The 22,254-nt window shown below is 62.9% G+C and carries 25 protein-coding genes; 11 read left to right on the top strand and 14 right to left on the bottom strand.

Going from position 1 to position 22,254, the window contains the following annotated elements:
* Positions 1 to 7: 7 nt before the first annotated feature.
* A complete protein-coding gene (locus tag NKJ15_RS08275) occupies positions 8 to 571 on the top strand; it encodes a peroxidase-related enzyme (protein ID WP_352683681.1) in 564 nt (187 codons plus the stop codon).
* Between the two features lie 137 nt (positions 572 to 708).
* The gene (locus tag NKJ15_RS08270; protein ID WP_023678126.1) at positions 709 to 1,032 is read left to right on the top strand and encodes a YciI family protein; all 324 of its coding nucleotides are present in this window, start codon (positions 709 to 711) and stop codon (positions 1,030 to 1,032) included.
* A 10-nt stretch (positions 1,033 to 1,042) separates the two neighbouring features.
* On the opposite strand, the gene NKJ15_RS08265 is transcribed toward NKJ15_RS08270, so the two are convergent.
* The gene (locus tag NKJ15_RS08265; RefSeq protein ID WP_352540903.1) at positions 1,043 to 1,657 is read right to left on the bottom strand and encodes a LysE family translocator; all 615 of its coding nucleotides are present in this window, start codon (positions 1,655 to 1,657) and stop codon (positions 1,043 to 1,045) included.
* A 393-nt stretch (positions 1,658 to 2,050) separates the two neighbouring features.
* Between NKJ15_RS08265 and NKJ15_RS08260 the strand changes: the two genes are divergently transcribed.
* Complete coding sequence (locus NKJ15_RS08260; RefSeq protein WP_352814778.1) at positions 2,051 to 2,677, top strand: DUF1062 domain-containing protein; 627 nt, start codon at positions 2,051 to 2,053, stop codon at positions 2,675 to 2,677.
* Between the two features lie 46 nt (positions 2,678 to 2,723).
* Here NKJ15_RS08260 and NKJ15_RS08255 read toward each other — a convergent pair whose 3' ends face one another.
* Entirely contained in the window at positions 2,724 to 2,933 is a 210-nt protein-coding gene (locus NKJ15_RS08255; RefSeq protein ID WP_352458081.1) for a hypothetical protein, read from the bottom strand.
* Between the two features lie 16 nt (positions 2,934 to 2,949).
* Positions 2,950 to 4,779, bottom strand: coding sequence for a translational GTPase TypA (typA, locus tag NKJ15_RS08250; RefSeq protein ID WP_352451241.1), 1,830 nt, complete (start codon positions 4,777 to 4,779; stop codon positions 2,950 to 2,952).
* 198 nt (positions 4,780 to 4,977) lie between these two features.
* On the opposite strand from typA, the gene NKJ15_RS08245 reads away from it, so the two are divergent.
* On the top strand, positions 4,978 to 5,259 hold the full coding sequence (locus NKJ15_RS08245; RefSeq protein WP_352451242.1) for a hypothetical protein: 282 nt from the start codon (positions 4,978 to 4,980) through the stop codon (positions 5,257 to 5,259).
* 47 nt (positions 5,260 to 5,306) lie between these two features.
* On the opposite strand, the gene NKJ15_RS08240 is transcribed toward NKJ15_RS08245, so the two are convergent.
* Positions 5,307 to 6,881: an alkaline phosphatase D family protein gene (locus NKJ15_RS08240; RefSeq protein WP_352767496.1), complete on the bottom strand. Its 1,575-nt coding sequence runs from the start codon at positions 6,879 to 6,881 to the stop codon at positions 5,307 to 5,309.
* 279 nt (positions 6,882 to 7,160) lie between these two features.
* Positions 7,161 to 8,444: an MFS transporter gene (locus NKJ15_RS08235; RefSeq protein WP_352767494.1), complete on the bottom strand. Its 1,284-nt coding sequence runs from the start codon at positions 8,442 to 8,444 to the stop codon at positions 7,161 to 7,163.
* Positions 8,445 to 8,526: 82 nt separating this feature from the next.
* On the opposite strand from NKJ15_RS08235, the gene NKJ15_RS08230 reads away from it, so the two are divergent.
* Both NKJ15_RS08230 and NKJ15_RS08225 read left to right on the top strand, forming a co-directional pair.
* Complete coding sequence (locus NKJ15_RS08230) at positions 8,527 to 9,132, top strand: TetR/AcrR family transcriptional regulator (protein ID WP_352767492.1); 606 nt, start codon at positions 8,527 to 8,529, stop codon at positions 9,130 to 9,132.
* 98 nt (positions 9,133 to 9,230) lie between these two features.
* Complete coding sequence (locus tag NKJ15_RS08225; protein WP_352814775.1) at positions 9,231 to 9,821, top strand: hypothetical protein; 591 nt, start codon at positions 9,231 to 9,233, stop codon at positions 9,819 to 9,821.
* A gap of 17 nt (positions 9,822 to 9,838) precedes the next feature.
* On the opposite strand, the gene ppa is transcribed toward NKJ15_RS08225, so the two are convergent.
* The 6 genes from ppa to NKJ15_RS08195 form a co-directional block, all read right to left on the bottom strand.
* On the bottom strand, positions 9,839 to 10,369 hold the full coding sequence (gene ppa, locus NKJ15_RS08220; RefSeq protein ID WP_352451245.1) for an inorganic diphosphatase: 531 nt from the start codon (positions 10,367 to 10,369) through the stop codon (positions 9,839 to 9,841).
* Positions 10,370 to 10,485: 116 nt separating this feature from the next.
* Positions 10,486 to 10,992, bottom strand: a complete 507-nt coding sequence (locus NKJ15_RS08215) for a GNAT family N-acetyltransferase (protein WP_023678138.1) — start codon at positions 10,990 to 10,992, stop codon at positions 10,486 to 10,488.
* 117 nt (positions 10,993 to 11,109) lie between these two features.
* Positions 11,110 to 11,748: a TPM domain-containing protein gene (locus tag NKJ15_RS08210; protein WP_352767488.1), complete on the bottom strand. Its 639-nt coding sequence runs from the start codon at positions 11,746 to 11,748 to the stop codon at positions 11,110 to 11,112.
* 10 nt (positions 11,749 to 11,758) lie between these two features.
* Positions 11,759 to 12,577 (bottom strand): TPM domain-containing protein, encoded by an 819-nt coding sequence (locus NKJ15_RS08205; protein ID WP_502906884.1) that lies wholly within the window; start codon positions 12,575 to 12,577, stop codon positions 11,759 to 11,761.
* 76 nt (positions 12,578 to 12,653) lie between these two features.
* Positions 12,654 to 13,496 (bottom strand): TPM domain-containing protein, encoded by an 843-nt coding sequence (locus tag NKJ15_RS08200; protein ID WP_352814771.1) that lies wholly within the window; start codon positions 13,494 to 13,496, stop codon positions 12,654 to 12,656.
* Between the two features lie 167 nt (positions 13,497 to 13,663).
* Positions 13,664 to 14,308 carry a LemA family protein gene (locus tag NKJ15_RS08195; protein WP_352814769.1) on the bottom strand — a complete coding sequence of 215 codons (645 nt, stop codon included), beginning with the start codon at positions 14,306 to 14,308 and terminating at the stop codon, positions 13,664 to 13,666.
* Between the two features lie 161 nt (positions 14,309 to 14,469).
* Here NKJ15_RS08195 and NKJ15_RS08190 point away from each other — a divergent pair, with 161 nt between their 5' ends.
* The 3 genes from NKJ15_RS08190 to NKJ15_RS08180 all read left to right on the top strand — a co-directional run bounded on the left by NKJ15_RS08190 (position 14,470) and on the right by NKJ15_RS08180 (position 16,445).
* Entirely contained in the window at positions 14,470 to 14,721 is a 252-nt protein-coding gene (locus NKJ15_RS08190; RefSeq protein ID WP_352470714.1) for a hypothetical protein, read from the top strand.
* A 9-nt stretch (positions 14,722 to 14,730) separates the two neighbouring features.
* Positions 14,731 to 15,615, top strand: a complete 885-nt coding sequence (gene pdxY / locus NKJ15_RS08185; protein ID WP_352470715.1) for a pyridoxal kinase PdxY — start codon at positions 14,731 to 14,733, stop codon at positions 15,613 to 15,615.
* A gap of 62 nt (positions 15,616 to 15,677) precedes the next feature.
* Positions 15,678 to 16,445, top strand: coding sequence for a DUF429 domain-containing protein (locus tag NKJ15_RS08180; protein WP_352815007.1), 768 nt, complete (start codon positions 15,678 to 15,680; stop codon positions 16,443 to 16,445).
* Positions 16,446 to 16,456: 11 nt separating this feature from the next.
* Here NKJ15_RS08180 and NKJ15_RS08175 read toward each other — a convergent pair whose 3' ends face one another.
* Complete coding sequence (locus tag NKJ15_RS08175) at positions 16,457 to 17,659, bottom strand: aromatic ring-hydroxylating oxygenase subunit alpha (RefSeq protein ID WP_352814767.1); 1,203 nt, start codon at positions 17,657 to 17,659, stop codon at positions 16,457 to 16,459.
* 418 nt (positions 17,660 to 18,077) lie between these two features.
* Here NKJ15_RS08175 and NKJ15_RS08170 point away from each other — a divergent pair, with 418 nt between their 5' ends.
* Positions 18,078 to 18,482 (top strand): hypothetical protein, encoded by a 405-nt coding sequence (locus tag NKJ15_RS08170; RefSeq protein ID WP_352814765.1) that lies wholly within the window; start codon positions 18,078 to 18,080, stop codon positions 18,480 to 18,482.
* A gap of 88 nt (positions 18,483 to 18,570) precedes the next feature.
* On the opposite strand, the gene NKJ15_RS08165 is transcribed toward NKJ15_RS08170, so the two are convergent.
* On the bottom strand, positions 18,571 to 20,658 hold the full coding sequence (locus NKJ15_RS08165; protein WP_352683696.1) for a PAS domain S-box protein: 2,088 nt from the start codon (positions 20,656 to 20,658) through the stop codon (positions 18,571 to 18,573).
* 39 nt (positions 20,659 to 20,697) lie between these two features.
* On the bottom strand, positions 20,698 to 21,477 hold the full coding sequence (locus tag NKJ15_RS08160) for a response regulator (RefSeq protein WP_352815005.1): 780 nt from the start codon (positions 21,475 to 21,477) through the stop codon (positions 20,698 to 20,700).
* 46 nt (positions 21,478 to 21,523) lie between these two features.
* Here NKJ15_RS08160 and NKJ15_RS08155 point away from each other — a divergent pair, with 46 nt between their 5' ends.
* Positions 21,524 to 22,210, top strand: coding sequence for a response regulator transcription factor (locus tag NKJ15_RS08155; RefSeq protein WP_292663715.1), 687 nt, complete (start codon positions 21,524 to 21,526; stop codon positions 22,208 to 22,210).
* Positions 22,211 to 22,254 lie beyond the last annotated feature (44 nt).

Below are 22,254 nucleotides of genomic sequence, written 5' to 3'. Positions count from 1 at the left end.
ATCCGCCATGACGGACAAAATCACCGCGCTTGACCTGGCACCGGCGGAGCTGAGCGACGCGACCAAGGCCTATTTCACCAAGTGCCGGGAGAAGCTCGGCCTCGTTCCCAACGTGCTGCTCGCCTATGCCTTCGACGAGAAGAAGCTGCGCGCTTTCACCGACATGTACAATGATTTGATGCTGGGTGAATCCGGCCTGTCGAAACTCGAGCGCGAGATGATCGCGGTGGCCGTCTCATCGGTCAACCATTGCTACTATTGCCTGGCCGCGCATGGCGCGGCGGTGCGCCAGCTTTCCGGCGACCCAGCCTTCGGCGAGATGATGGTGATGAATTTTCGCGCCGCCAAGCTGTCGGACAGGCAACGCGCCATGCTCGAATTCGCGGTGAAGCTGACCGGGCAGCCGGCAAAGATCGTCGAAGCGGACCGGGCGGCGTTGCGGCAAGTCGGCTTTTCCGACCGCGACATCTGGGACGTCGCCTCGACCGCGGCGTTCTTCAACATGTCGAACCGGCTGGCATCGGCAATCGATATGCGGCCGAACGATGAATACCATGCGATGGCGCGATAGGGCACCGCCGTTGCGAGTCAACGGCATATTATATTAGCTACTTCGCATTATCGTTGCTTGTTTGCCGGTTTGGTCCGATGATCGGCATGCGGCATGACCGCATGCCGGTTCGATGCCGCCGATCAGAGGAGGAGAACATGGCGAAATTTCTCTACGTCTATCACGGCTCGGGCAAGATGCCGACCGAGGAGGCCGAACGGAAGGCAGCGATGGATGCCTGGAACGGCTGGTACGGCAAGCTTGGCTCAGCGGTGGTCGACGGCGGCAATCCAGTCGGCATGTCGAAGACCCTGCTGCCCGGCGGCAAGGTCGAGAACAATGGCGGCAGCAATCCGACCGCCGGTTACACCATCATCGAAGCAAAGGACATCGACGATGCCGTCGGCAAAGCCAAGGATTGTCCTATCTTGACGGACCCGGGTTTCAGCGTCGAGATCGCGCCAATAATCGAAATGGGTTGACGCGCCCGGCTCAAGACCGCGCGGCGATCGCCGCCGCAGCGCCGGCCATGGTACCGGCGCTGATGCGGTTGGCGATTTTCATCGCCCGCTTGCTCCTCAAGAGCTTCCGCGCCTGCGATGCGGCGAGCACCCATGTCAAATCGATGGCGACCAGGACCACTGCCATGGTCGCCGTCAATTCGATCCAGCCGACCATGCTGACCGAACCGAGGTCGATGATGGTCGGCAGCAGCGCCAGATAGAACATCATGATCTTGGGGTTGCCGAGCGTCACGGCCATGCCGGCAAAGAACAGTCTGACGGGCGAATCTTCGCGCGGCAGCGCGCCTTCCTTGGCCTCGACCGGTGCCGTCCACATCTTCCAGGCAAGCCAGCCGAGATAGGCGACGCCGACCCACTTCACGACGACAAAGGCAAAGTGGAACGTCTGCGCCACCACGGCGAGGCCAAACACCGCCAGCGACAGCCAGATCGCTTCGCCGATCCACATCGCAAGCAGGAACGGGAACACGTCGCGAAACCCTTTTACGATGACCCGCGCCACGAGAGCGGCGATCGATGGGCCGGGCGAGCCGGCGGCAACAAGCAGGGCGCCGGCAAAAATCAGAAGCGATGTGAAATGCATGACGCGGATCCCGTTTGAAATGTTTGGGTCGTTCAAGATAACCCAACTGGTCCGACGACAGTAGCGTCCACCGAAAGAAGGCTTGTCGGCCAGGCACCTCGCGGCTAGAAATGTCGTCCCGACATCATTTCGAGCTTCACTTTGCCTTCGTAACCGCCGGTCTCGTCAACTCCCCCAACACAGAGCAGGGCGTCGCAGTCGCGATGCCTATTTTCACATCATGTGTTCCTCGGGTGGCGGTTCGAGACCGGTTTGGCACTGCTGAACCGCTGTCGCGCATAACCACCCGCGACACCTGATTTCCAACTGCCGCAGTCTCTCGCCACGCCGTCCCCGCATGGGTTCTCGATATCGCCGATCTGACGAACTTCCCGACGGGAAGGGCTTTTCGGCATGCCTTCGATACTGCGTATCCGCTGGACGATCACACCCAAGACCGCACCTCGACCTCACCTCAACTGCAATCGCTGCGGCGGCCTGAAAGCCTATCGCTGCAGCGGCAAATTCCGGGTCAATGCCAACGGCAAGCGCATTGACGCCTGGTTGATCTACCGCTGCATCGACTGCGACAATTCCTGGAATTTCGGCATTCTGGAGCGCTGCAGCCGCCGCGATATCGAACCGACAATATTGCAGGCGCTCGAAAGCAACGATCCGGTCCTGGCGCGGCGCCATGCCTTCGATGTTGCCGCATTGCGAAGCAGTATCGGGCGCGTCGAGGAGTTTCCCGAAGCCGTCGTTCATAAGCAGGTGCTCGGGGATAGACCGGAAAATACCAGCGCGCTCGAACTTCAGCTCTGGCTCGAAATGCCGACAGCGCTGCGGCTCGACCGGTTGCTCGCCAACGAACTCGGTGTCCCGCGATCGCGGCTACAGGTTTGGGAAGAGAAGCGATTGCTGGTGGTTGGTCCGGACGGGGCCAAAGCCTTGCGCCGGCCGGCTCGGGCGGGAACGGCGATCCAGATCCACCTGTCTGGCGAACCAGACCGGGACGAAATCATTTCGGCTGCAGGTGGATGAGGCGACGGCAAGGGAATCCGTAATCAGAGACAGTTACGGCCAGGGGTCAGTCGCCCTCTTTGGAGGCCGAGCCAATCAAACCCTTGGCCGCATCGAGATCGCTGTCGGCGACTTGCACATGGATCAAGCCAAGCCTGCCCGTGTCGAGAAGATAATTCGCGAGAGCATAAATTCCATACGCGTCGAGCATCGACACGCAAACTTCGGCCTCGGGTCGATTGTCGTATATGCCAGCCGTGACGAGTTTACCGCTCATTGCGCGGTATTGCCCTTTATGCCGCGCCGACCACTTTCGCCGACTTCTCAAAACGCTTGCGCTCGTTCGGATCGAGATAGAGCTTGCGCAGGCGGATGGTCTTCGGCGTCACTTCGACCAGCTCGTCGTCCTGGATCCAGGCCAGCGCGCGTTCCAGCGTCATGCGGATCGGCGGTGTCAGTTTCACCGCCTCGTCCTTGCCGGCGGCGCGGATGTTGGTCAGCTTCTTGCCCTTGAGCACGTTGACTTCGAGGTCGTTGTCCCTGGAATGGATGCCGATGATCATGCCCTGATAGACCTTGACGCCGGGGTCGATGACCATCGGGCCGCGGTCTTCCAGGTTCCACATGGCGTACGCCACCGATTCACCCTGTTCATTGGAGATCAGCACGCCGTTGGTACGGCCCGGCAGCTCACCCTTGTAAGGTTCATAGGCATGGAACAGCCGGTTCATCACAGCGGTGCCGCGCGTGTCGGTCAACAGTTCCGACTGGTAGCCGATCAGGCCGCGCGTCGGTGCGTGAAAGACGATGCGCTGGCGATTGCCGCCCGAAGGGCGAAGCTCGACCATCTCGGCCTTGCGCTCCGACATCTTCTGCACGACGACGCCGGCATGCTCCTCGTCGACGTCGATGACGACTTCCTCGACCGGCTCCAGTAATTCGCCGCTGTCGCCCTTCTGCATGACGACGCGCGGCCGCGACACGGCGATCTCAAAACCTTCGCGGCGCATCGTCTCGATCAGCACGGCCAGCTGCAATTCGCCGCGGCCGGAGACGAAGAACGAATCCTTATCCGGCGATTCCTCGATCTTCAGCGCGACATTGCCTTCGGCCTCGCGCAGCAGGCGGTCGCGGATGACGCGGCTGGTCACCTTGTCGCCTTCGGTACCGGCCAGCGGCGAATCGTTGACGAGGAAAGACATCGTCACAGTCGGCGGATCGATCGGCTGCGCGTGCAGCGGCTCGGTCACCGACAGGTCGCAGAAGGTGTCGGCGACAGTGCCTTTCGACAGGCCGGCGATGGCGACGATGTCGCCCGCCTGCGCCTCGTCAATGGGCTGGCGCTCGAGCCCGCGGAAAGCAAGGATTTTCGAGATTCGGCCGGTTTCGACCTGGGTGCCGTCATGGTGCAGCACCTTGACCGCCTGGTTGGATTTCAGCGTGCCGGATTCGATACGGCCGGTGATGATGCGGCCGAGGAAAGGATTGGCTTCCAGGATGGTGCCGATCATGCGGAATGGGCCGGGATGAACGGTCGGGGCCGGCACGTGCTTGATGACGAGGTCGAACAGCGGCGCCAGAGCCTGGTCCTTCGGACCTTCGGGGTTTTCCGAGACCCAGCCGTCGCGGCCTGAACCGTAAAGGATAGGGAAGTCGAGCTGCTCGTCGGTAGCGTCAAGTGCTGCAAAAAGATCGAACACCTCGTTCACCACTTCGACGTGGCGGGCATCTGGCCGGTCGATCTTGTTGATGACGACGATCGGCTTCAGTCCAACCTTGAGTGCCTTGCCGACCACGAATTTGGTCTGCGGCATCGGCCCCTCGGCGGCGTCGACCAGCACGATGGCCGAATCCACCATCGACAGAATGCGCTCGACCTCGCCGCCGAAGTCGGCGTGGCCGGGCGTGTCGACGATGTTGATGCGGGTGTCCTTCCAGTCGACCGAGGTCGCCTTGGCCAGGATGGTGATGCCGCGTTCCTTTTCGAGGTCGTTCGAATCCATGGCGCGCTCGGCGACGCGCTGGTTGTCGCGGAACGAGCCGGACTGTTTCAGAAGCTGGTCGACGAGGGTGGTTTTTCCATGGTCGACGTGCGCGATGATCGCGATATTGCGGATTTTCATGTTTTGGTCTCGGGAGCGTTGCAGGCAGCAGGCCAAAAGGCGCTGCCTCTTTCGGTTGGGCGGCTCATACAGGGTTTTTCGCAATTGCGAAAGAGGAGGCGAGCCACCAAATAAAGTCACCAAATCTTAAATGTCTTGGTGTGAAGTGGAATTATTAACCAAGGCGGAACCTTTCATGGTCCGGACAGTTCGAATTTCATGATCGAGATAGGCATCAAACTCCGGCCGATTTTGGCATGTACCGCGCTCGCCGTCCTCCTCGCGGCCGGCGCGGCGCAATCGGCGGCGTCGTTCAAGGAGACGCGGTCTGCTTTGCCGTCCGACAAGCCGTCGGCGGAGCAGCTTTTTGCCGATGCTCCCGATGGCGTCGATCCGGTGGTGACCGGGCCGGTCAGCGCCGCCTTCAAGCAGCGGCAGCAAAATGCCGGATGCGACAGCGCCGTCTGGCCCAACATTCCCGTCGTCTGCTATCCCGATTGATATACGTTCCTACCCTCGGGCTGGCCCGAGGGTAGTGGCGCCGTCGCTCACGCCGACCGCACCGGATCAAGCGTGACCTTGTAGAGTTCGCTGTCGTCGCGATCCATCAGCCGCACCGTCAACTGTTCGGTGGCACCATCGATCTCGACGAGCCCGAAGAACTGCAGGCCGGCCGAAGGCGCCAGGTTTTGACCCTGTTCGGCAGTTGGTGCCTTTATGAACTTCAGCTCCGGGCCGAATGTCATATCGAAACCATTAGGCCCGAACGTCCCGGAATGGATCGGACCCGAAACGAATTCCCAAAACGGATCGAAGTCCTGGAACTGCGCCTTGTCCGGATTGTAGTAATGCGCGGCTGTGTAATGCACGTCTGCGGTGAGCCAGACAGTGTTGCTGATACCCGCATTCTTTATATAGCGAAGAAGGTCGGCAATTTCCAGCTCACGCCCTTTGGCCGGGCCATTGTCGCCATTGCTGACCGCCTCGGCCCCTACCTTCTTGGTGCCGTCGTTCCAGACGACGAGGCCGAGCGGCATGTCGGCGGCGATGATTTTCCAGGTTGCGTTGGAATTCGCCAGTTCACGCTTCAGCCACTTGATCTGCTGTTCACCGAGGATGCGCGATTGCGGCGTCATCGTCTCCTGCATATCCGGACCGTTGGGGCCGCGGTAGGAACGCATGTCGAGGAAGAACACGTCGAGCAGCGGACCATAGGCGATCTTGCGGTAGACGCGGCCGGGCTCCGACGGCTCGTAACGGATCGTCGTCATTTCGTGGAAGGCGCGCGCCGCACGTGCCGCCAGCACATGGATGGATTTTTCAGTGTAGCGATCGTCGGCGCTCAGGTCCTTCGAGTCCGACCAGTTGTTCAGCACCTCGTGGTCATCCCACTGATAGAAGGTCGGACAGATGGCGCTGAGCGCCAGCACATGCCTGTCCATCATGTTGTATTTCCACTGCGCCCGGTATTCGTCCAGCGTCTCGGCAACCTTGCGCTTCTCGTCGATCAGCACTTTGTTTTTCCACTTGCCGCCGTTGGGCAGGTCGACCTCGTCCTTCATCGCACCATCGGCATAGATCGTATCGCCCGAATGCAGGAAGAAGTCGGGCGTGTGCTTGGCAATGGCGGCGTAGGTCTTCATGCCGGTCTCGTCGATGCCCCAACCTTGGCCGGCGGTGTCGCCCGACCAGGCAAAGCGAATGTCGCGCTTCGAGGCAGGTGCCGTGCGGAAGCGGCCGACGACCGGCTCGGAAACGGCGTTGATGTCGGCAAGATCGGCCGCGACCATGCGGTAGAAGATGTCCTGGTCGGAGGCGAGATCGGTAAGCAGCCGCTTCACCGTATAGTCGCTGGCCGGCGAGGTATCGAGCGGCGCCAGGCGGACGGCATTGGTGAAGCTTTCGGTCGACGACACCTCGAACATGACGCGCGACGGCCGGTCGGTGCGTGTCCAGACCATGCCGCTGGTGGCGTCGACGTCGCCGGATTGGATGCCATGGGTGAACGCCGGGCGCTGATTGGCGCGCGAGTAATAGGGAAGGGCGAGGCCCGAGGCGCCGACCAGGCCAACGGCGCTGGCCGACGTGACGAAAGCGCGCCGCGTCATCGAAATCTTGTTCATGGCTGTCTCCTGGATGGCATTGAACGTCGCCGCCAAGCTCCAGCTTCAATGTTTCAGGCACATTTCGAAACGATGAAGGTTTGATAACAGTGAACAGGCTGGCGAATCTCCCCCCTCGAGGGGGAGATGTCGCCGAAGGCGACAGAGGGGGTCGTCTCGGATGGAGCACCGACCTCTTGCGCCTGCGATAAGGGGCCGAGCCCCGTTGGACCGACCCCCTCTGGCCGCTTCGCGGCCATCTCCCCCTCAAGGGGGGAGATTAGCACGGCCGATTGCGCCCTACGCCGCCTGCGGTTCCGGATCAAACGCCGGGCGGCTGGTGTTGATCAACAGCGAGATGCAGGCGGCGGCTATTGCCGTCATACCGGCGATCAGGAAGGCAAGCTCGTAATTGCCTTGCAGCTCGCGCATGGTGCCGCCGAAGAAGGCCGCTGTCGCGGCGCCAACCTGATGGCCGGCGACGATCCAGCCGAAGACGATCGGCCCGCTGCGGTCGCCGAACGCCTCGTTGGAAAGCCTGAGCGTCGGCGGCACCGTGGCGATCCAGTCCAGTCCGTAAAACACCGCGAAGATGATCAGGCTGGTCGCCGAGAAGCCGGAATAGGGCAGATAGATCAGCGACAGGCCGCGAATGCCGTAATAGACGCCGAGCAGCTTGCGCGGGTCGAAACGGTCGGTGAGCCAGCCCGACAGCGTCGTGCCGATCAGGTCGAAGATGCCCATCATCGACAGCAGGCCTGCGGCCTGCACTTCGCCGATGCCCATATCGCCGCAAAAGGCGATCAGATGCGTGCCGACCAACCCATTGGTGGTGAAGCCGCAAACGAAGAAGGTGGCGAACAGATACCAGAACACGCGCGTGCCGGCGGCGCGGCGCAGCGTGCTCAATGTATGCGAAAGGAAATTGCCTTGCGAGGCTGGCGGCACCGGCGGCACGTCGTCGGCATCGGCGCCATAGCGGACCATGCCGATCGACGCCGGGCGCTCCGGCACCAGCATATAGACCAGCGGCACCAGGCAGGCGGTGGCCACGGCAATGGCGATGGCGACCGGCTTCCAGCCGCCCGACTGGGCGAGCGAGGCGAGCAGCGGCAGGAAGACCAGCAGCCCGGTGGCACTGGACGCCGACATCAGTCCCATCACCAAGCCGCGATTGGTCTTGAACCAGCGGTTGACGATGGTCGCGCCGAGCACGGTGGCGACGGCGCCCGAGCTGACGCCGGAAAACACGCCCCAGGTGAGGAGCAGATGCCACGGTTTGGTCATCAACAGGCTGAGCGCGGTCGATCCCGACATCAAGAGCAGCGCGGCAAGCAAGGTGCGGCGCAGCCCGATCCGCTCCATCAGCGCCGCGGCAAACGGCCCGGTCAGGCCATAGAGGAAGATGCCGGTGGCCGCCGCCAGCGACACCACGTCGCGCCGCCAGCCGAAACTGTTCTCCAGCGGCAGCATCATGACTGCCGGCGCCGAACGCAGGCCCGCTGCGATCAGCAGGCAAAGGAAGATGACGGCGACCACGACGAAAGCGTAGCGCTGGCCAAACGGGCGGGATTGAGTTATCATGTTACCGACCGGTACGTTGCAGGAGCGCGAAACATACGTACCGACCGGTAACATTGTCAACCAGCTAATCGGCAGGCCAGGCATGAAAAGCATTGAACCAACGATCAAGGCCAATGACGCACCGCCGCCTCGCGCCGCCGAACGGATTCTCCAGGTGGCGCGAGACCTGTTCTACCGGCAAGGCATCAGGGCGATCGGCGTCGACGAGATCGTGCGGCGTGCCGGCGTCACCAAGCCCAGCCTCTACCGCAGCTTTCCGTCCAAGGATGAGCTGGCCGCATCCTACCTCCGGCACTATGACCTCGAATTCTGGGAGCGTTTCGACGAGGCGGTGAATGCCCATCCCGGCGATCCGCGCGCGCAGATCGTCGCCTTCCTGACGCGTGTCGGCAAGCGTACGCAAAGGCCCGACTATCGCGGCTGCGGCATGACCAATGCCGCGGTCGAATATCCCGAACATGGCCATCCGGCCCGCGTCGTGAGCGAGGCCAACAAGCAGGAACTGCGCCGCCGCCTGCGTGCCATGGCGGCAGAGATGGGCGCCGGCGACGCCAACACGCTGGGCGACGGGCTGCTGCTCCTGATCGAGGGCGCCTATATCAGCGGCCAGCTGTTCGGTGCCGGCGGGCCGGCGAAGTCGGTGGCCCGCAACGCCGATCTTCTGATAGAGGCAAGCTTGAAGAAATAGTGGTCCGTTTTACAAGACCACTGTGCGCAGCCTGACTTCCTCTAGGCTGCCGCTAAATTTGACGGTACGCTGCGCCCCCCGAACTGAGTTGTTCCGCCATGCGCGCTCTCTTGATCCCGCTTGCCCTCGCCGGTTTCTGCCAGGCGGCCCGGGCCGGCGACATATCCAGCGTCTATACCGATCTCGATTGGGAGAAGGACTGCGTCACCTATGCCCAAGCGGAAGAAGGCGACGGCGACTGGGCCGATCTCGCCTGTTCGGGCTACCGCGGCTACCCGGTGATGGTTTCCTATGACGACGCGCGGGAATCGCTGTTCTACGGCTTTCCACCTGGCGACATGACCACGGTCTGGGAAAGCTTTTCCGGTCTCAATTCGGCTGGACCCAAGGTCGAGTGGCGTATCGAAACCAACGGCAAAACTGCCATTCCTTTCGCCGTCATTCATCGTCGCTCGATCAGCGATACCGAGGGCGAGAACAAGTCGACGGAAGTGCTGATTGTGGCCAAGGTTGCCCAGCCTGACGCCCACGAAGGCTGCACGATCGGCCTTGTGCTCGCCACCGGCAATCCCGCCGCCAACGATCAGGCGCGCAAGCTTGCCGACGAGAAGGCACGCACCTTCGCCTGCGGCAAGGACAAGCGTGAGGTGCTGGGCGACGCGCCCGCTTTCGGCCGCGTCGACAACTGATTATTTGCGCCCGATAATTACTTGCGCCTGGCCCGCTCGATTGCCTCGACGATCATCTTCTTGGCATAGGCCGCATCGTACCAGCCTTCGATCTTGACCCATTTGCCGGGTTCGAGATCCTTGTAGTGCTCGAAAAAGTGCTGCACTTGCTGGCGGGTGATGTCGGGCAATTGCGTGTATTCGTGGACGTCCTCGTAGCGCAAGGTCAGCTTGGGCGAAGGCACCGCGATCACCTTCTCGTCCTGGCCGGCATTGTCCTCCATCACCAGCACGCCGATCGGCCGTACATTGATGACGCAGCCTGGCACCAGCGCGCGCGTGTTGCAGACCAATACGTCGATCGGGTCGCCGTCGCCCGACAGCGTATGCGGTACGAAACCGTAATTGCCGGGATAACGCATCGACGTGTGCAGGAAGCGGTCGACGAACAGCGTGCCGGCCTCCTTGTCCATCTCGTACTTGATCGGCTCGCCGCCGATCGGCACCTCGATTATGACGTTGACGTCCTCGGGCGGGTTCTTTCCGCTGGCAATCGCTTCGATACGCATCGCTTTATCCCTCTCTCGATTGCAGATCGATAGCGGGCGACGGCGAATGGTGCAATGCGGCGAATGGTACGGGGAGATCGTCCGAACCGAAAACCGGCCGGATCATGCGCTGGCCGTCATTCCCAGACGAAAGCGACCTTCTTCAGCGCCTTCTGCTCGAAGATCTCGACGCCTTCGGCAACATCGCGGCCACCGGCGCCGGCATAGAAGGCAAGTGCGTTCTGGTTGTCTTCAAGCGCCCAGACCACCATGCCTTTCAGGCCATGGTCGGCCAGCCGTGCCCGCGCGGCCGAGAACAGCCGGCTGCCGAGCCCGATGCCTTGATATTCCGGCCGCAGGTAAAGTTCGTAGATCTCGCCCTGCTGCCTGAGTTCGCGGGCGCGGTTCTTGCCGATCGTCGCATAGCCGGCAATTTTGCCGCCGATTTCGACGACCAGGACGGTGGCAGCGCGGCGAATGGCATTCGCCCACCAGTCGGCGCCGCGGCGGTTGATCATCGATGTCAGCGTGCGGTGCGGGATGATGCCCGAATAGGCGCCGCGCCAGGCCTCGAGATGCACGTCGGCGATGGCGGCTGCATCGCGCGGTTCGGCTTTCCTGATGTCGATGCTCAGCGTATTCATGATTGGTTAACCATAAACCCGCTGCGCCCGATTGCAAGAGTCCGGTCAACCGCCGCGATGCTTTCACACAGCCGGACGGTGCGTCCTTGAGACGCTGCGAAACCGCTTTTGGCGAGATCAAATCTCGACCAGATGGTCGTCCAGTTCGTTGCTGTCGCCGGTCGAGACCGGAAAATGCTCGGCCAGTACCGCACCGACTGCTTGGATCGCCTTGACGAACCCGTCGGCAAGCCGATCGTCGCCGGCATGCGCCGTAAGGTCGCGGACGACACCGTCCCAGACATGCTGGCCGACACGAGAATCGATGCCGCTGTCGGCGACCACCTCGGCGTAGCGCTCGGCAATCGAGACGAACACCAGCACGCCAGTGCGCGCCGTGGTACGGTGGACGTTGCGGGCGAGGAACTGCTTCATCGCATTGGCGTGGGCGGCCTGGTAGCGCAGCCGCCTCGGCACCAAATGGATGCGCAATGCCGGCAATGCCCACAACAGAATGAGCACACTGGCAAGCGCCAGAAGCTCTGCGATGACGAAATGCGGCAAGCGGATCGACAGCCACCAGGCTTCCAGCCCATAACCGACGGCGAGGCTGACGACGAGCATGCCGAGCATCGCCATGAAAGCGGCCGGGAAGAAATAGCCGTCGCTGGCATGCGCCACGACGCAGTAGATCTCGCCGTCGGTCTTTGATTCGGCAGCGCGGATCGCACCGGCGATGCGCTCATGATCCTCGGGGCTGATCGGTCGTGTTGCCATGATTGATGTCTCACCAGCTTCCTGAAGAACCGCCGCCGCCGGACGAGCCGCCGCCGCCTGAAAACCCGCCGCCCGAACTTCCGGACGACCAACTGCTGCCGGAACTTCCAGACGACCAGCCACTGCCAGACGAGGTCCCAGACGTCCAGCCACCGCCGCCGGAGGATGACGAAGCTGGCCCACGGCCGTAGCGGAACGTCATGCCCAGCCACTTGTACACGCCCGGCGACAGCTTCGTGCCGAAGATCGGCGGCAGGAACGCCATTGCCAAGCCGCCGAAGAACATCGTCGCCCACAGGACAATGAACAGCATGAAGATGGGATCGACAGGATTGTCATTCGCCGGATTGCGCTTGCCGCGCGCCTCCAGCTCTTCGGGATTGCCTTCCAGCACCATGATCATATCGTCGACGGCCTTGCTGATGCCGCCTGAGAAATCGCCGGCACGGAAGGCCGGCACCATGTCGTTTTCGATGATTAGCTTGGTGTGCAGGTCGGTCAGCGTGCCTTCAAGCCCATAGCCGACCTCGATGCGCATCTTGCGGTCGTTCGGCGCCACCAGAAGCAGGACGCCGTTGTTCTCCTTCGCCTGGCCCAGTTTCCAGGCGCGGAACAGCCGGTTGGCGTAAGGCTCGATCTCCTCGCCGTCAAGGCTGGGGACGGTCGCGACGACGATCTGGTCGGACCCTTTGGTCTCGAACTCGGCAAGCTTCTGCGTCAGCGCCGCCTTGGTCGCGGCATCGATGATGCCGGCATTGTCGACGACCCGTCCGGTCAGCGCCGGCAGTGCGGCGGCGAAGGCCGCGAAGCCGACCAGCAGCACCGCCATGGCCAACAGCGCGGTGCCGATTATTTTGATGAAACGGCCGGATTCCACCGGGCTGATGGCGTGTCTTGTCATCTCGTCACCAACTTCCCGAGGAGCCGCCGCCGCCGGACGAACCGCCGCCGCCGGAAAACCCGCCACCGCTTGAACCCGACGACCATCCCCCGCCGGAACCTCCCGACCAGCCGCCGGACGACCGCCGGTTTGGCTCGAAGGTCATGCCCAGCCAGTGATAGCGGCCGGGACCGATCTTCTGGCCGAAGATCGGCGGCAGGATGGAGGCTGCGAGGCCGCCGAAAAAGATGATTGCCCAGATGGCTATGAAGATCGTGAAGAACAGATCGTCGCTGTTGAACGGCGGCTGCTGGTTGCGTTCGCCGCGCGCCTCCAGTTCTTCGGGATTGCCTTCCAGCACCATGATCATGTCGTCGACGGCCTTGCTGATGCCGCCTGAGAAATCGCCGGCACGGAAGGCCGGCACCATGTCGTTTTCGATGATCAGCTTGGTGTGCAGGTCGGTCAGCGTGCCTTCAAGCCCATAGCCGACCTCGATGCGCATCTTGCGGTCGTTCGGCGCCACCAGCAAAAGCACGCCATTGTTCTCCTTCGCCTGGCCCAGTTTCCAGGCGCGGAACAGCCGGTTGGCGTAAGGCTCGATCTCCTCGCCGTCGAGGCTGGGGATGGTCGCGACGACGATCTGGTCGGACCCTTTGGTCTCGAACTCGGCAAGCTTCTGCGTCAGCGCCGCCTCGGTCGCGGCATCGATGATGCCGGCATTGTCGACGACCCGTCCGGTCAGCGCCGGCAGTGCGGCGGCGAAGGCGATGAGAGGGAGGAGGAGAAGGCTTTGGAAGACGAGCAGGAAGGCCAGGCTGGCGTTCTGTCGCGCCCCCCTCTGTCCTGCCGGACATCTCCCCCTCAAGGGGGGAGATCGGCTGTCAGGGCTGTTTTCGCCAATCTCCAACGATGCAGGATGGGCGGTGAAGCCAAAGCTGCCAATCTCCCCCCTGGAGGGGGAGATGCCCGGTAGGGCAGAGGGGGGCGCTACGGAGTGCAAGGCCAATAGGGACCACGCTCACCGGCTGTTCTTCACCCGCCTTGCGTGGTGTTGGTGCCGAAATCGACCTTCGGCGGCTGCATCTTATCCTCCTCGATGGTGAAATTCGCAAACGGCTGGTTGCCGCGGAACCACAAGGTCGCCCAGATCACCGACGGGAAGGTCCTCAGCGTCAGATTGTACTCTCTCACTGCCTGGATATAGTCGCGGCGGGCGACCGTGATCCGGTTCTCGGTGCCTTCGAGTTGTGCTTGCAGCGCCAGAAAGTTCTGGTTGGCCTTGAGATCGGGATAGTTCTCCACCACCGCCAGCAGGCGCGACAGCGCGCTGGTCAGGCCGGCCTGGCTGTCCTGGAATTTCTTGAAGGCTTCCGGATTATTCAGCGTTTCCGGCGTCACGGTCACCTGCGTCGCCTTGGCGCGCGCTTCGACCACGGCATCGAGCGTGTCCTTCTCGTGCGCCGCGTAGCCCTTGACCGTGTTGACCAGATTGGGGATGAGATCGGCGCGGCGCTGGTATTGATTCAACACCTCGCTCCATGCGGCCTTGGCGTTTTCCTCAGCTGTTGGAATGGTGTTGTAGCCGCAGCCGGCAAGCAGCGGCAGCATGACGGCCATAACCAGGAACGCAGCTAAATTACGGCAGATTGGCGGCGAAGAAAGGCGCTGGGCAAGCATGATAAGTCCCCTCGATAGCATTGGCAGGCGAAGCATTAGCACAATCCTTGCGTAAGAAAATGACTTCGGCCGAGAAGTGTTACTGGTTTCTGCCATTCGCCGTCGGGCCCTGTGACAGACGAGGCGAACGGGTTAAGCTCGGCATAAAACGGGACATCACCATGGCGAAACGCCACGACAGAGACGCGGAATCGCGCCGCATCATCGAACGGGTGGCGCGCGAGACCGACCCGGGGGGCACCTCGTTCCTTGCACGAACGACTAAAGGCGCGCGCGACCACGTCACTGCGGCCGATGCCGACCGGTCGGACCCGATCGAATATTGGGGCACCCGCATCGGTCGGGCAGCGGGCTTGCTTATTGCCATTGGCCTGTTGATCTGGCTCGTGCTTTTCGTCACCAGGGGCAGTTAGGAAAAATCAATGAGTGCCGAAAAAACCGACGCGCCGCGCGCGGTCATCGTCGTCTCCAGTCATGTCGCCCGTGGCTCGGTCGGCAACCGTGCCGCTGTCTTTGCGCTGGAGACGCTCGGCTTTCCGGTTTGGGCGGTACCGACCGTCATTCTGCCCTGGCATCCGGGCCATGGCCGGGCCACCCGCATCGTGCCGCCGCTGGACCAGTTCAAGGCGCTGATGGCCGACCTCGAGCGCGCGCCGTGGCTGGGCGAGGTCGGCGCCGTGCTGTCCGGCTATCTCGGCGAGGCTGGCCAGGCCGAAGCCGTCGCTTCGCTGGTCGGCGCGGTCAAGGCGAAGACGCCGGACGCCCTCTATATCTGCGATCCGGTGATGGGCGATTCGGGCGGGCTCTATGTACCTGAGCCGACCGCAATCGCCATGCGCGACCGGCTGATGCCGATCGCCGATATCGCCACGCCCAACCGCTACGAGCTGGAATGGATGGCCGGAGCGCCGCTGCCCGACTTGAAATCGGCAATGGCTGCAGCCCTGCAGGCCGGCCCACCGGCCATGCTGGTCACATCGGCGCCGGCGATGATGGCCGGCGGCACCGGCAATTTGCTGCTCGCCGGCAGAGAGGCACTGCTTGCCGAACACCGGCTCATCGACAAGCCGCCGAATGGGCTCGGCGACCTGACGGCTGCCGTCTACCTGGCGCGGATCCTGTCCGGCCAGCCGGCCGCCAAGGCGCTGCAATCGACCACGGCGGCGGTCTACGAGATCCTGGCGCGGACCGCCAAGCGTGGCGGCGACGAGTTGCAGCTCGAGACCGATGCCCAGAGCCTGTCGCACCCGATGGCGATGGTGCAGCTTCGCCATCTCCTGCATCCGGAACGGGACCGCCGGGCATGACGCAGGCCGAAGACGCCGTTCCCCAGGATGATGCGCCCAAGGATGTTGCGCCCGACCATGTTATGCCCTGGGGTGTTGTGCTTGTCGGCGTCGACGGTTGCAAGGCCGGCTGGATAGCCGTCCGCCGCGATCCCGGTGCGGCACCGTCGACAGCCGTTTTCCCGAGCTTCGCGGCGTTGCTCGACCGACTGCCCGCCGACTCGTTGGTAGCGGTCGATATGCCAATCGGCCTGCCCGATTTCTCGCAAAGAGGCGGTCGCGGCCCGGAGGCGCTGGTGCGGCCGCTGCTCGGGGCGCGGCAGTCCAGTGTCTTTGCCATTCCCTCCCGCGCCGCGCTCTACGCCGAGGTCGAAGCCTTCACCACGGTCGATGCCTGGTACGCCGCACATCGCAAGGCAAGCGAGGTGGCCAGGACGACCTCAGATCCGCCGCGCGGTGTCTCGATCCAGGCCTTCGGCATCTTCGCCAAGGTCCGCGAGATCGATTCGCTGCTGATCGCGCGGCCCGAACTGCGCAGCCGCGTCTTCGAATCGCATCCGGAAGTTGCCTTCTGCAAACTGAACGGCGACCGCGCTATGCGCCTGCCGAAGAAGATCAGGGGCAACATCAATCCGGCCGGCATGGCCGAACGCAAGGCGCTGCTTGCCCAGCATGGTTATAGCCAGGATTTTCTCGACCAGACGCCGCCGCGCGGCGCGGCCGCCGACGATTTCCTCGACGCCGCGGCGATGATGCTGGTTGCCGGACGCATCGTCAGAGGCGAGGCAATGCCGTTTCCGGATCCGCCGCTCGCCGATCGTTTCGGTATTCCGGTCGCCATTTGGGCCTGAGGACCGGGGCGTCAGGAGCGTGATCTGAGCGCCTCGTTGAGTGCCCACATATCCTTCTCCTCGGGCGCGGTCTCCAATCCGAGCACGGGAACTTGCTTACGCAAATGGTCGTGGTGGGTGCGCACGCCATATTCGAGATCGGAGAGGTAAAAACCTCCGAAGGCTTCGGACAGCATGGATTCGTTGGACCATATCGAAAGCTGTACATCCTCGGCCAGCGTGTCGCGGTCGATGCGGTAGGATAGGTAGCGGGCTGCCGCCTGTTCCCTGGTCTCGTCGCGATAGCGGTAGATGGCGCCGCGCAGCAGCGTCTCACCCGTCGACAGCGGAAATTCCTGATAGAACTGCACCGATTCCGGCGTGAGCGACAGCACGTTGTTCGGGAAGATGCCGTAGTAGATCCAGGCCTTGCGCAGGTGTTCCGGCAGGTGCTTCGCCTCGGGTGCGAGCTTGATGTACTGCGCGACGCTCCAGCGCCGTCCGGCATGCGGATTGTAGGTGGCGAACGAGCGCGACACGCCGTTGACGAACGGCTCGTCGAAATAGGTCGCACCGTAAAGGTCCTGCAGCGCCGGATGCCCCATGGCGACGTGGTAGCCTTCATTGTCGACATCGCGCACCGACTTCCAGTTGACCGGCGTCCTTTGGGTCCAGATGCCCCAGGACGGCACCATCTCGGCGACGCCGTAATGGGCAATCTCGGCTTCGATCGGCTTCAACAGCTCGGCCACCGATGGCTGCGGCCCACCGTTGCGGAAACGGATGAAGATGAAGCCCATCCAGATTTCGAGCTCGAGCGGCATCAGGCCGAAATCGGTCTTGTCGAGGTCGGGGAATGAACGGGGGCGGGCAGCACCGCGCAGCGTGCCGTCGAGATTGTAGACCCAGCCATGAAAGGGGCAGACCAGCGCATTCTTGCAAGTGCCCTGGCTGTCGGCAACGACGCGACTGCCGCGGTGGCGGCACATATTGTTGAAGGCGCGCACAACGCCATCCTTGCCGCGCACGATCAGCGCCCGCTCGCCGACCACATCCATCGTCAGATAGTCGCCGGCGTTCGGCACGTCGCAGACATGGCCGGCGATCTGCCAATGGTTGCGGAAGACGTGCTCTTTCTCGAGTTCGAGCAAGGCGTCGGAATGATAGCTCCAGCCCGGCAGCCCCCGCCGATCCCAATCGTTGGGGATTGCCACGTCACGCAGATGCGGGTTCATAAAGGCTCTTTATTTATTGAATGGTCGTTCAATAAAAGCATATTTTCCATTGAAATGCAATGGCTTGGAAAAATGGGGCGAAGTCTTGACGGGAAATCGAACGGGATTCGAGAGCCCGGTCCGAACGATCGAAGCCGGGAAAATCCCGGGAATTCCAGACGTTAATCCCCTTACACTTGTTGAGCGCCCGACGCTCCGTGGGCCTGGAAAGGCGACGTGGATCTGGTGCCGTGGGTAGCGCAAAACGAGCAGAGAATGCCACCGGTGCTGCCAGCTACGCCGGATCGGTTTACCCAGGAATGGCCGCGGGCTTGGTTTCATGCCGGTTACACAATCGTTAATTCATCATCGTTGGCCGGTTACAAGGTGCGATTAGGTTCGTTTCAACAGAGAAAGAAGAAGACCGAAGGAAACGACGATGCGTACGAAAATCCAGATCACCGATACCGACCTTCGCCAGCAGGGTCCCCAGCGTAACGACCGGCGCCCGAAGCTGGCGCTGCGCCAGCGCGCCAGTGATCATCCAATGGCGATGTTCATGCTGCTGGCGGCTGCCGCATTTGCCGGCATGGCGTTGACGCCGACCGTCGGTCCGGCCTTCGCCTCACTGAACCCGCCGGCCAACCTCATCGATGGCGCGACGATCACCACCAAGACGGCGCGCCTGCCGATTCCGGAGATCGATTTTGCCTGCAAGGGGCAGGCCTGGGGCGCCGAGAGCCTGGACTGCCTGCGCGTCATCGCCGCCCAGTCGGGCAAGGCACGGCCGGTCCGCATGATCGCCAACGCCGCACCACTGGCCGATAGGCCGAACGTTTTTTGATTTTTTGCGAGCGCCCTCCAGCACTCCAGTCAGGCTCCCGCCGCAATGTCGGCCGGGAGCCTTTTTCTTCCGGGAGAGATCTCGGAGTCTAGCCGCCCAGAGCCGCCTGCTCGGCAATGGCCGAGAGCACGCCGCGCACATCCAGCGTGCTGAACGGCTTTTCGAGGATTGGCGGCCGCTGCGGCGCCGGCAGCGCCTCGATCTCGCCTTTCGCGCCGATCAGATCGCCGGTGACAAGCACGAAGCGCTGCGCCAGACCCGGCAATTCGGCGAGTAGCTCGCGATAGGCGGCTATGCCGCTGGTGCCGGGCATGCGCAAATCGGAAAACACGATGTCCGGCGGCACATGGCCGCTCAGCGTCGCGGCGGCCGAGACCCAGGCCGGCACGATCCGCGACTTGATGCCCATCAACTCCAGAATGTCGGACAGCGACGCGGCGACATCCGGCTCATCGTCTATGATCAGCGCGTGACGCAAGCCGCTCGACCGCGACGGAGCTTCGCCGGCGGCGGCCGCGCCGGCCGCGATCGCCGGCAGCTGCACGACAAAACGCACACCTCTCGGCGAAACCTCCTCGAACCAGATATTGCCATTGTGCCGCTCGATGATCGATTTCGAGATCGACAGGCCGATGCCGGTACCGACACCGACCGGCTTGGTGGTGAAATAGGATTCGAATATGCGTGAACGTATCGCTTCCGGCACGCCTGGTCCGTTGTCCTCGACCGAGAACCCGGGATTGCCGCGGTCGCTGCGAAACGTCCGGACCTTGATCCGGCGGTCGCCGGCAACGCCGGCCAAGGCGTGCTGGCTGTTGATGAGGAAGTTGGCGGCCACCTGCGTGACGTGGTCGGCATCTGCCATGGCCAGCAGCGGGCCGCTGGCGAAATCGGTGTCGATGATGATGCCGCTCGACCGTGCGCCATAGGCGGTCACTTCGAGTGCGGCGCGGATCACCTGGTTGAGGTCGGTTTCGGCCTGTGCGGCCGGGTGCAGGCGGACCATCGACAGGAAGCTCTTGACGATACGGCCGCAGCGCTCGGCAGCGGCACGCACCTTTTCGGCGCGCACCTTTGTCTGCGGATCGGCGGCGAATTCATGCAGCAGCGTCGACTGGGCGACGACCACGGCCAGCGGGTTGTTGAGCTCGTGCGAAACGCCGGCAAGCAGCGAGCCCATCGCCGCCATCTTCTCGTTCTGGTGCAGTTTTTCGCGCTGGCGGTTGATTTCCTCCTCGGCGCGCAATCTGTCGCGCAGGTCGCGGATAGAGCCGAAGATCAGCTGGCGATCGGCGACCCGCATCTCGGTTGCCGTCAGCTCGATCGGAAAAACCTCGCCGGCGGCGTTCTGGGTGACCGTTTCGAGCCGCTGGCCGACCATCGGCGCGCCGCGGCCCGACATATATTCGGCGCCGGACGCATAGCCCTTGCGGTAATATTCCGGCACGACCGTGTCGAGCAGGTCCTTGCCGAGGATATCGCTGCGCCGATAGCCGAACATCTTCTCGGCGGCCGGATTGAATTCGATGATCGAGCCGGTCTCGTCGATGACGATGATGGCGTCGAGCGAGGCCTGCAGCATGGTGCGGCGAATGACGTCGCTGGCATGCGCGTCGGAGGGCGATCGTTCGATGGCATCGCCGATGGCGAGTGCCACCATGTGCAGCGCCGCCTCTTCCTGGTCGGTCCATTCGCGTTCGTTGACGCAGTCGTTGACCGCCAGCGTGCCCCACAAATTGCCGTGCGAAAAGACCGACACCGACAGGAACGACTTGATGTTCTGCTTTTCGAAATCGGTCCGCAGAAAGCCTTCGAGATCGCGTGTGTGCCCGGCGAAGATCTTGCCTTGGCGCTCGTCCTCCGCCAGCCGTTCCAGCAATGGGTCCGAATCGACGACCGACTGCACGATGACGGTAGGTGACGCTAGCTCACCGCCAAACCGGGGGGCGATCCAATAAGCGGCGACCGACTGGGCGAAACCCTGGCCGGGCAGTTCGCGCAGGCGAAACAGGATGCCGCGGTGACAATCCATGGCTTCGCAAAGCGTTTGGAGAATACCTTCCATCTCGCGCTGCCAATCGCCGGCTTCGCGCAGCCGGCGAACCACATGCACGGCCACCATCGCCGCGCCCTGCCTGGCGCCCTGCGTGTCCGCGCGTGCTGTTTCAGCCGTCATGGTCATTTCCTGGCCTTGGCTTGCTCAAGCCGCCAGGCCTCAGTTATTTTCACCGACCGGCAGCGAGAAGATATAGCCTTCGCCGCGCACCGTGCGCAGGAATTTCGGGTTGGCCGGGTCCGCTTCGATCTTCTTTCTCAGCCGCATGATGCGGATGTCGACGGCGCGGGACGATTCCGGGTCCTCGACGAAACCGATCGCCTCGGAGATCGCCGCCCGCGTCAACAGCCGGTTGGCGCGCGTCAGGAACACCTCCAGCACGTCGAACTCGCTCTTGGCCATGTCGATGACCGCGCCGTTGGCGCCGGTGACGAGCCTGCCGTCGAGATCGGCGTGAAAAGGTCCGAAGCTCACGGACCGGCGGCCGCCGGATGTTTCAGCCTTGGCCTTTTGTGGCTCGGTCGGCTCCGGAACGCGGCGCAGCACGCTGCGCACCCTGGCCAGCACTTCGCGCAATTCGTAAGGCTTGACGATATAGTCGTCAGCGCCGAGCTCCAGTCCGACGATGCGGTCGAGCGCGGTACCGGCGGCCGTCGCATAGATGATGCCGATCGGCATTTTCGACCGCATCCAGCGGCCGAGCGACAGGCCGTCCTCGCCCGGCATGGCGATGTCGAGGATGGCCAGATGGAAGGACTGGGTTCCCAAAAGGTCGCGCGCCGCCGCCGCACTTTCGGCCGTGGCCACATCATAGCCGCTGGCGCCGAGATACTCGGCGACCGCATCCCTCAGGTCGGGCTCGTCCTCGACAATGACAATTCGTGCCCGCACGATGCTTTCGCTCCCGCTTTCAGCGGAAAGTAGATTGGGTATAAACATGATGTCCAGCACTCTTCTTGGGTTGCCGTATGCGGGGTAGAAAAACATGGCTGCACGATCCGTTATCGCGCTTGTTTCCGTCGCTGAAGTAATTGCGACCGATCTTGCCGATCATCTCGAGCGGCGCGGTCATGACGTCCGCGCGGCGCGACAGCCGTGGGAGGCCGAATCGCTGCTTTCGGAAAAGGGTATCGATGTCGTGGTTGTCGGCGACAGCGTCAGCCAGGCAGAGGGGCGCGACCTGCTCAGGCGACATGGCGGCGAAGGTGGACCGGATTTCATCCTGATCTGCCGCCCGGCCGATCTGGTCGACAAGGTTCTGGCGCTCGAACTCGGCGCCGCCGACGTCGTCGAAAGCCCGCTCAATGTCAGGGAGCTTGCCGCTCGCGTCGGCGGCCTTCTGGCTCGGCGCGGCAGGAGCGCCGGGGAACTGATCGTGCTGGAGAACGCGACCGTCGATCTCCGATCGGCCATCGTCATGCACCGCTCGGGCACGGAAGAACAGCTGTCCCCCGGGCAGGTGGCGCTGCTCAGGCTGTTCCTGGCCAGCCCGCGCAAGGTACTGACGCGGGACGACATCATCGCCGCCGCGCCCGCCGAAAATGCCGAAGCCTTCGATCGGTCGATCGATTCGCGCATCGTGCGGCTGCGCCGCAAGCTCGATACCGAAACCATCACTACCATACGGGGTGCGGGTTACCGGTTCGATCCGCCGACGCAATTCGCCGATTGAAGGCAGGACGGCCACCCTCTTGTCTTGAGCATCGGGTTTTCCCA

Source organism: Mesorhizobium sp. M0207, assembly GCF_040321995.1.
Classification (GTDB): domain Bacteria; phylum Pseudomonadota; class Alphaproteobacteria; order Rhizobiales; family Rhizobiaceae; genus Mesorhizobium.
This window is presented reverse-complemented; position numbering and strand designations above follow the sequence as displayed.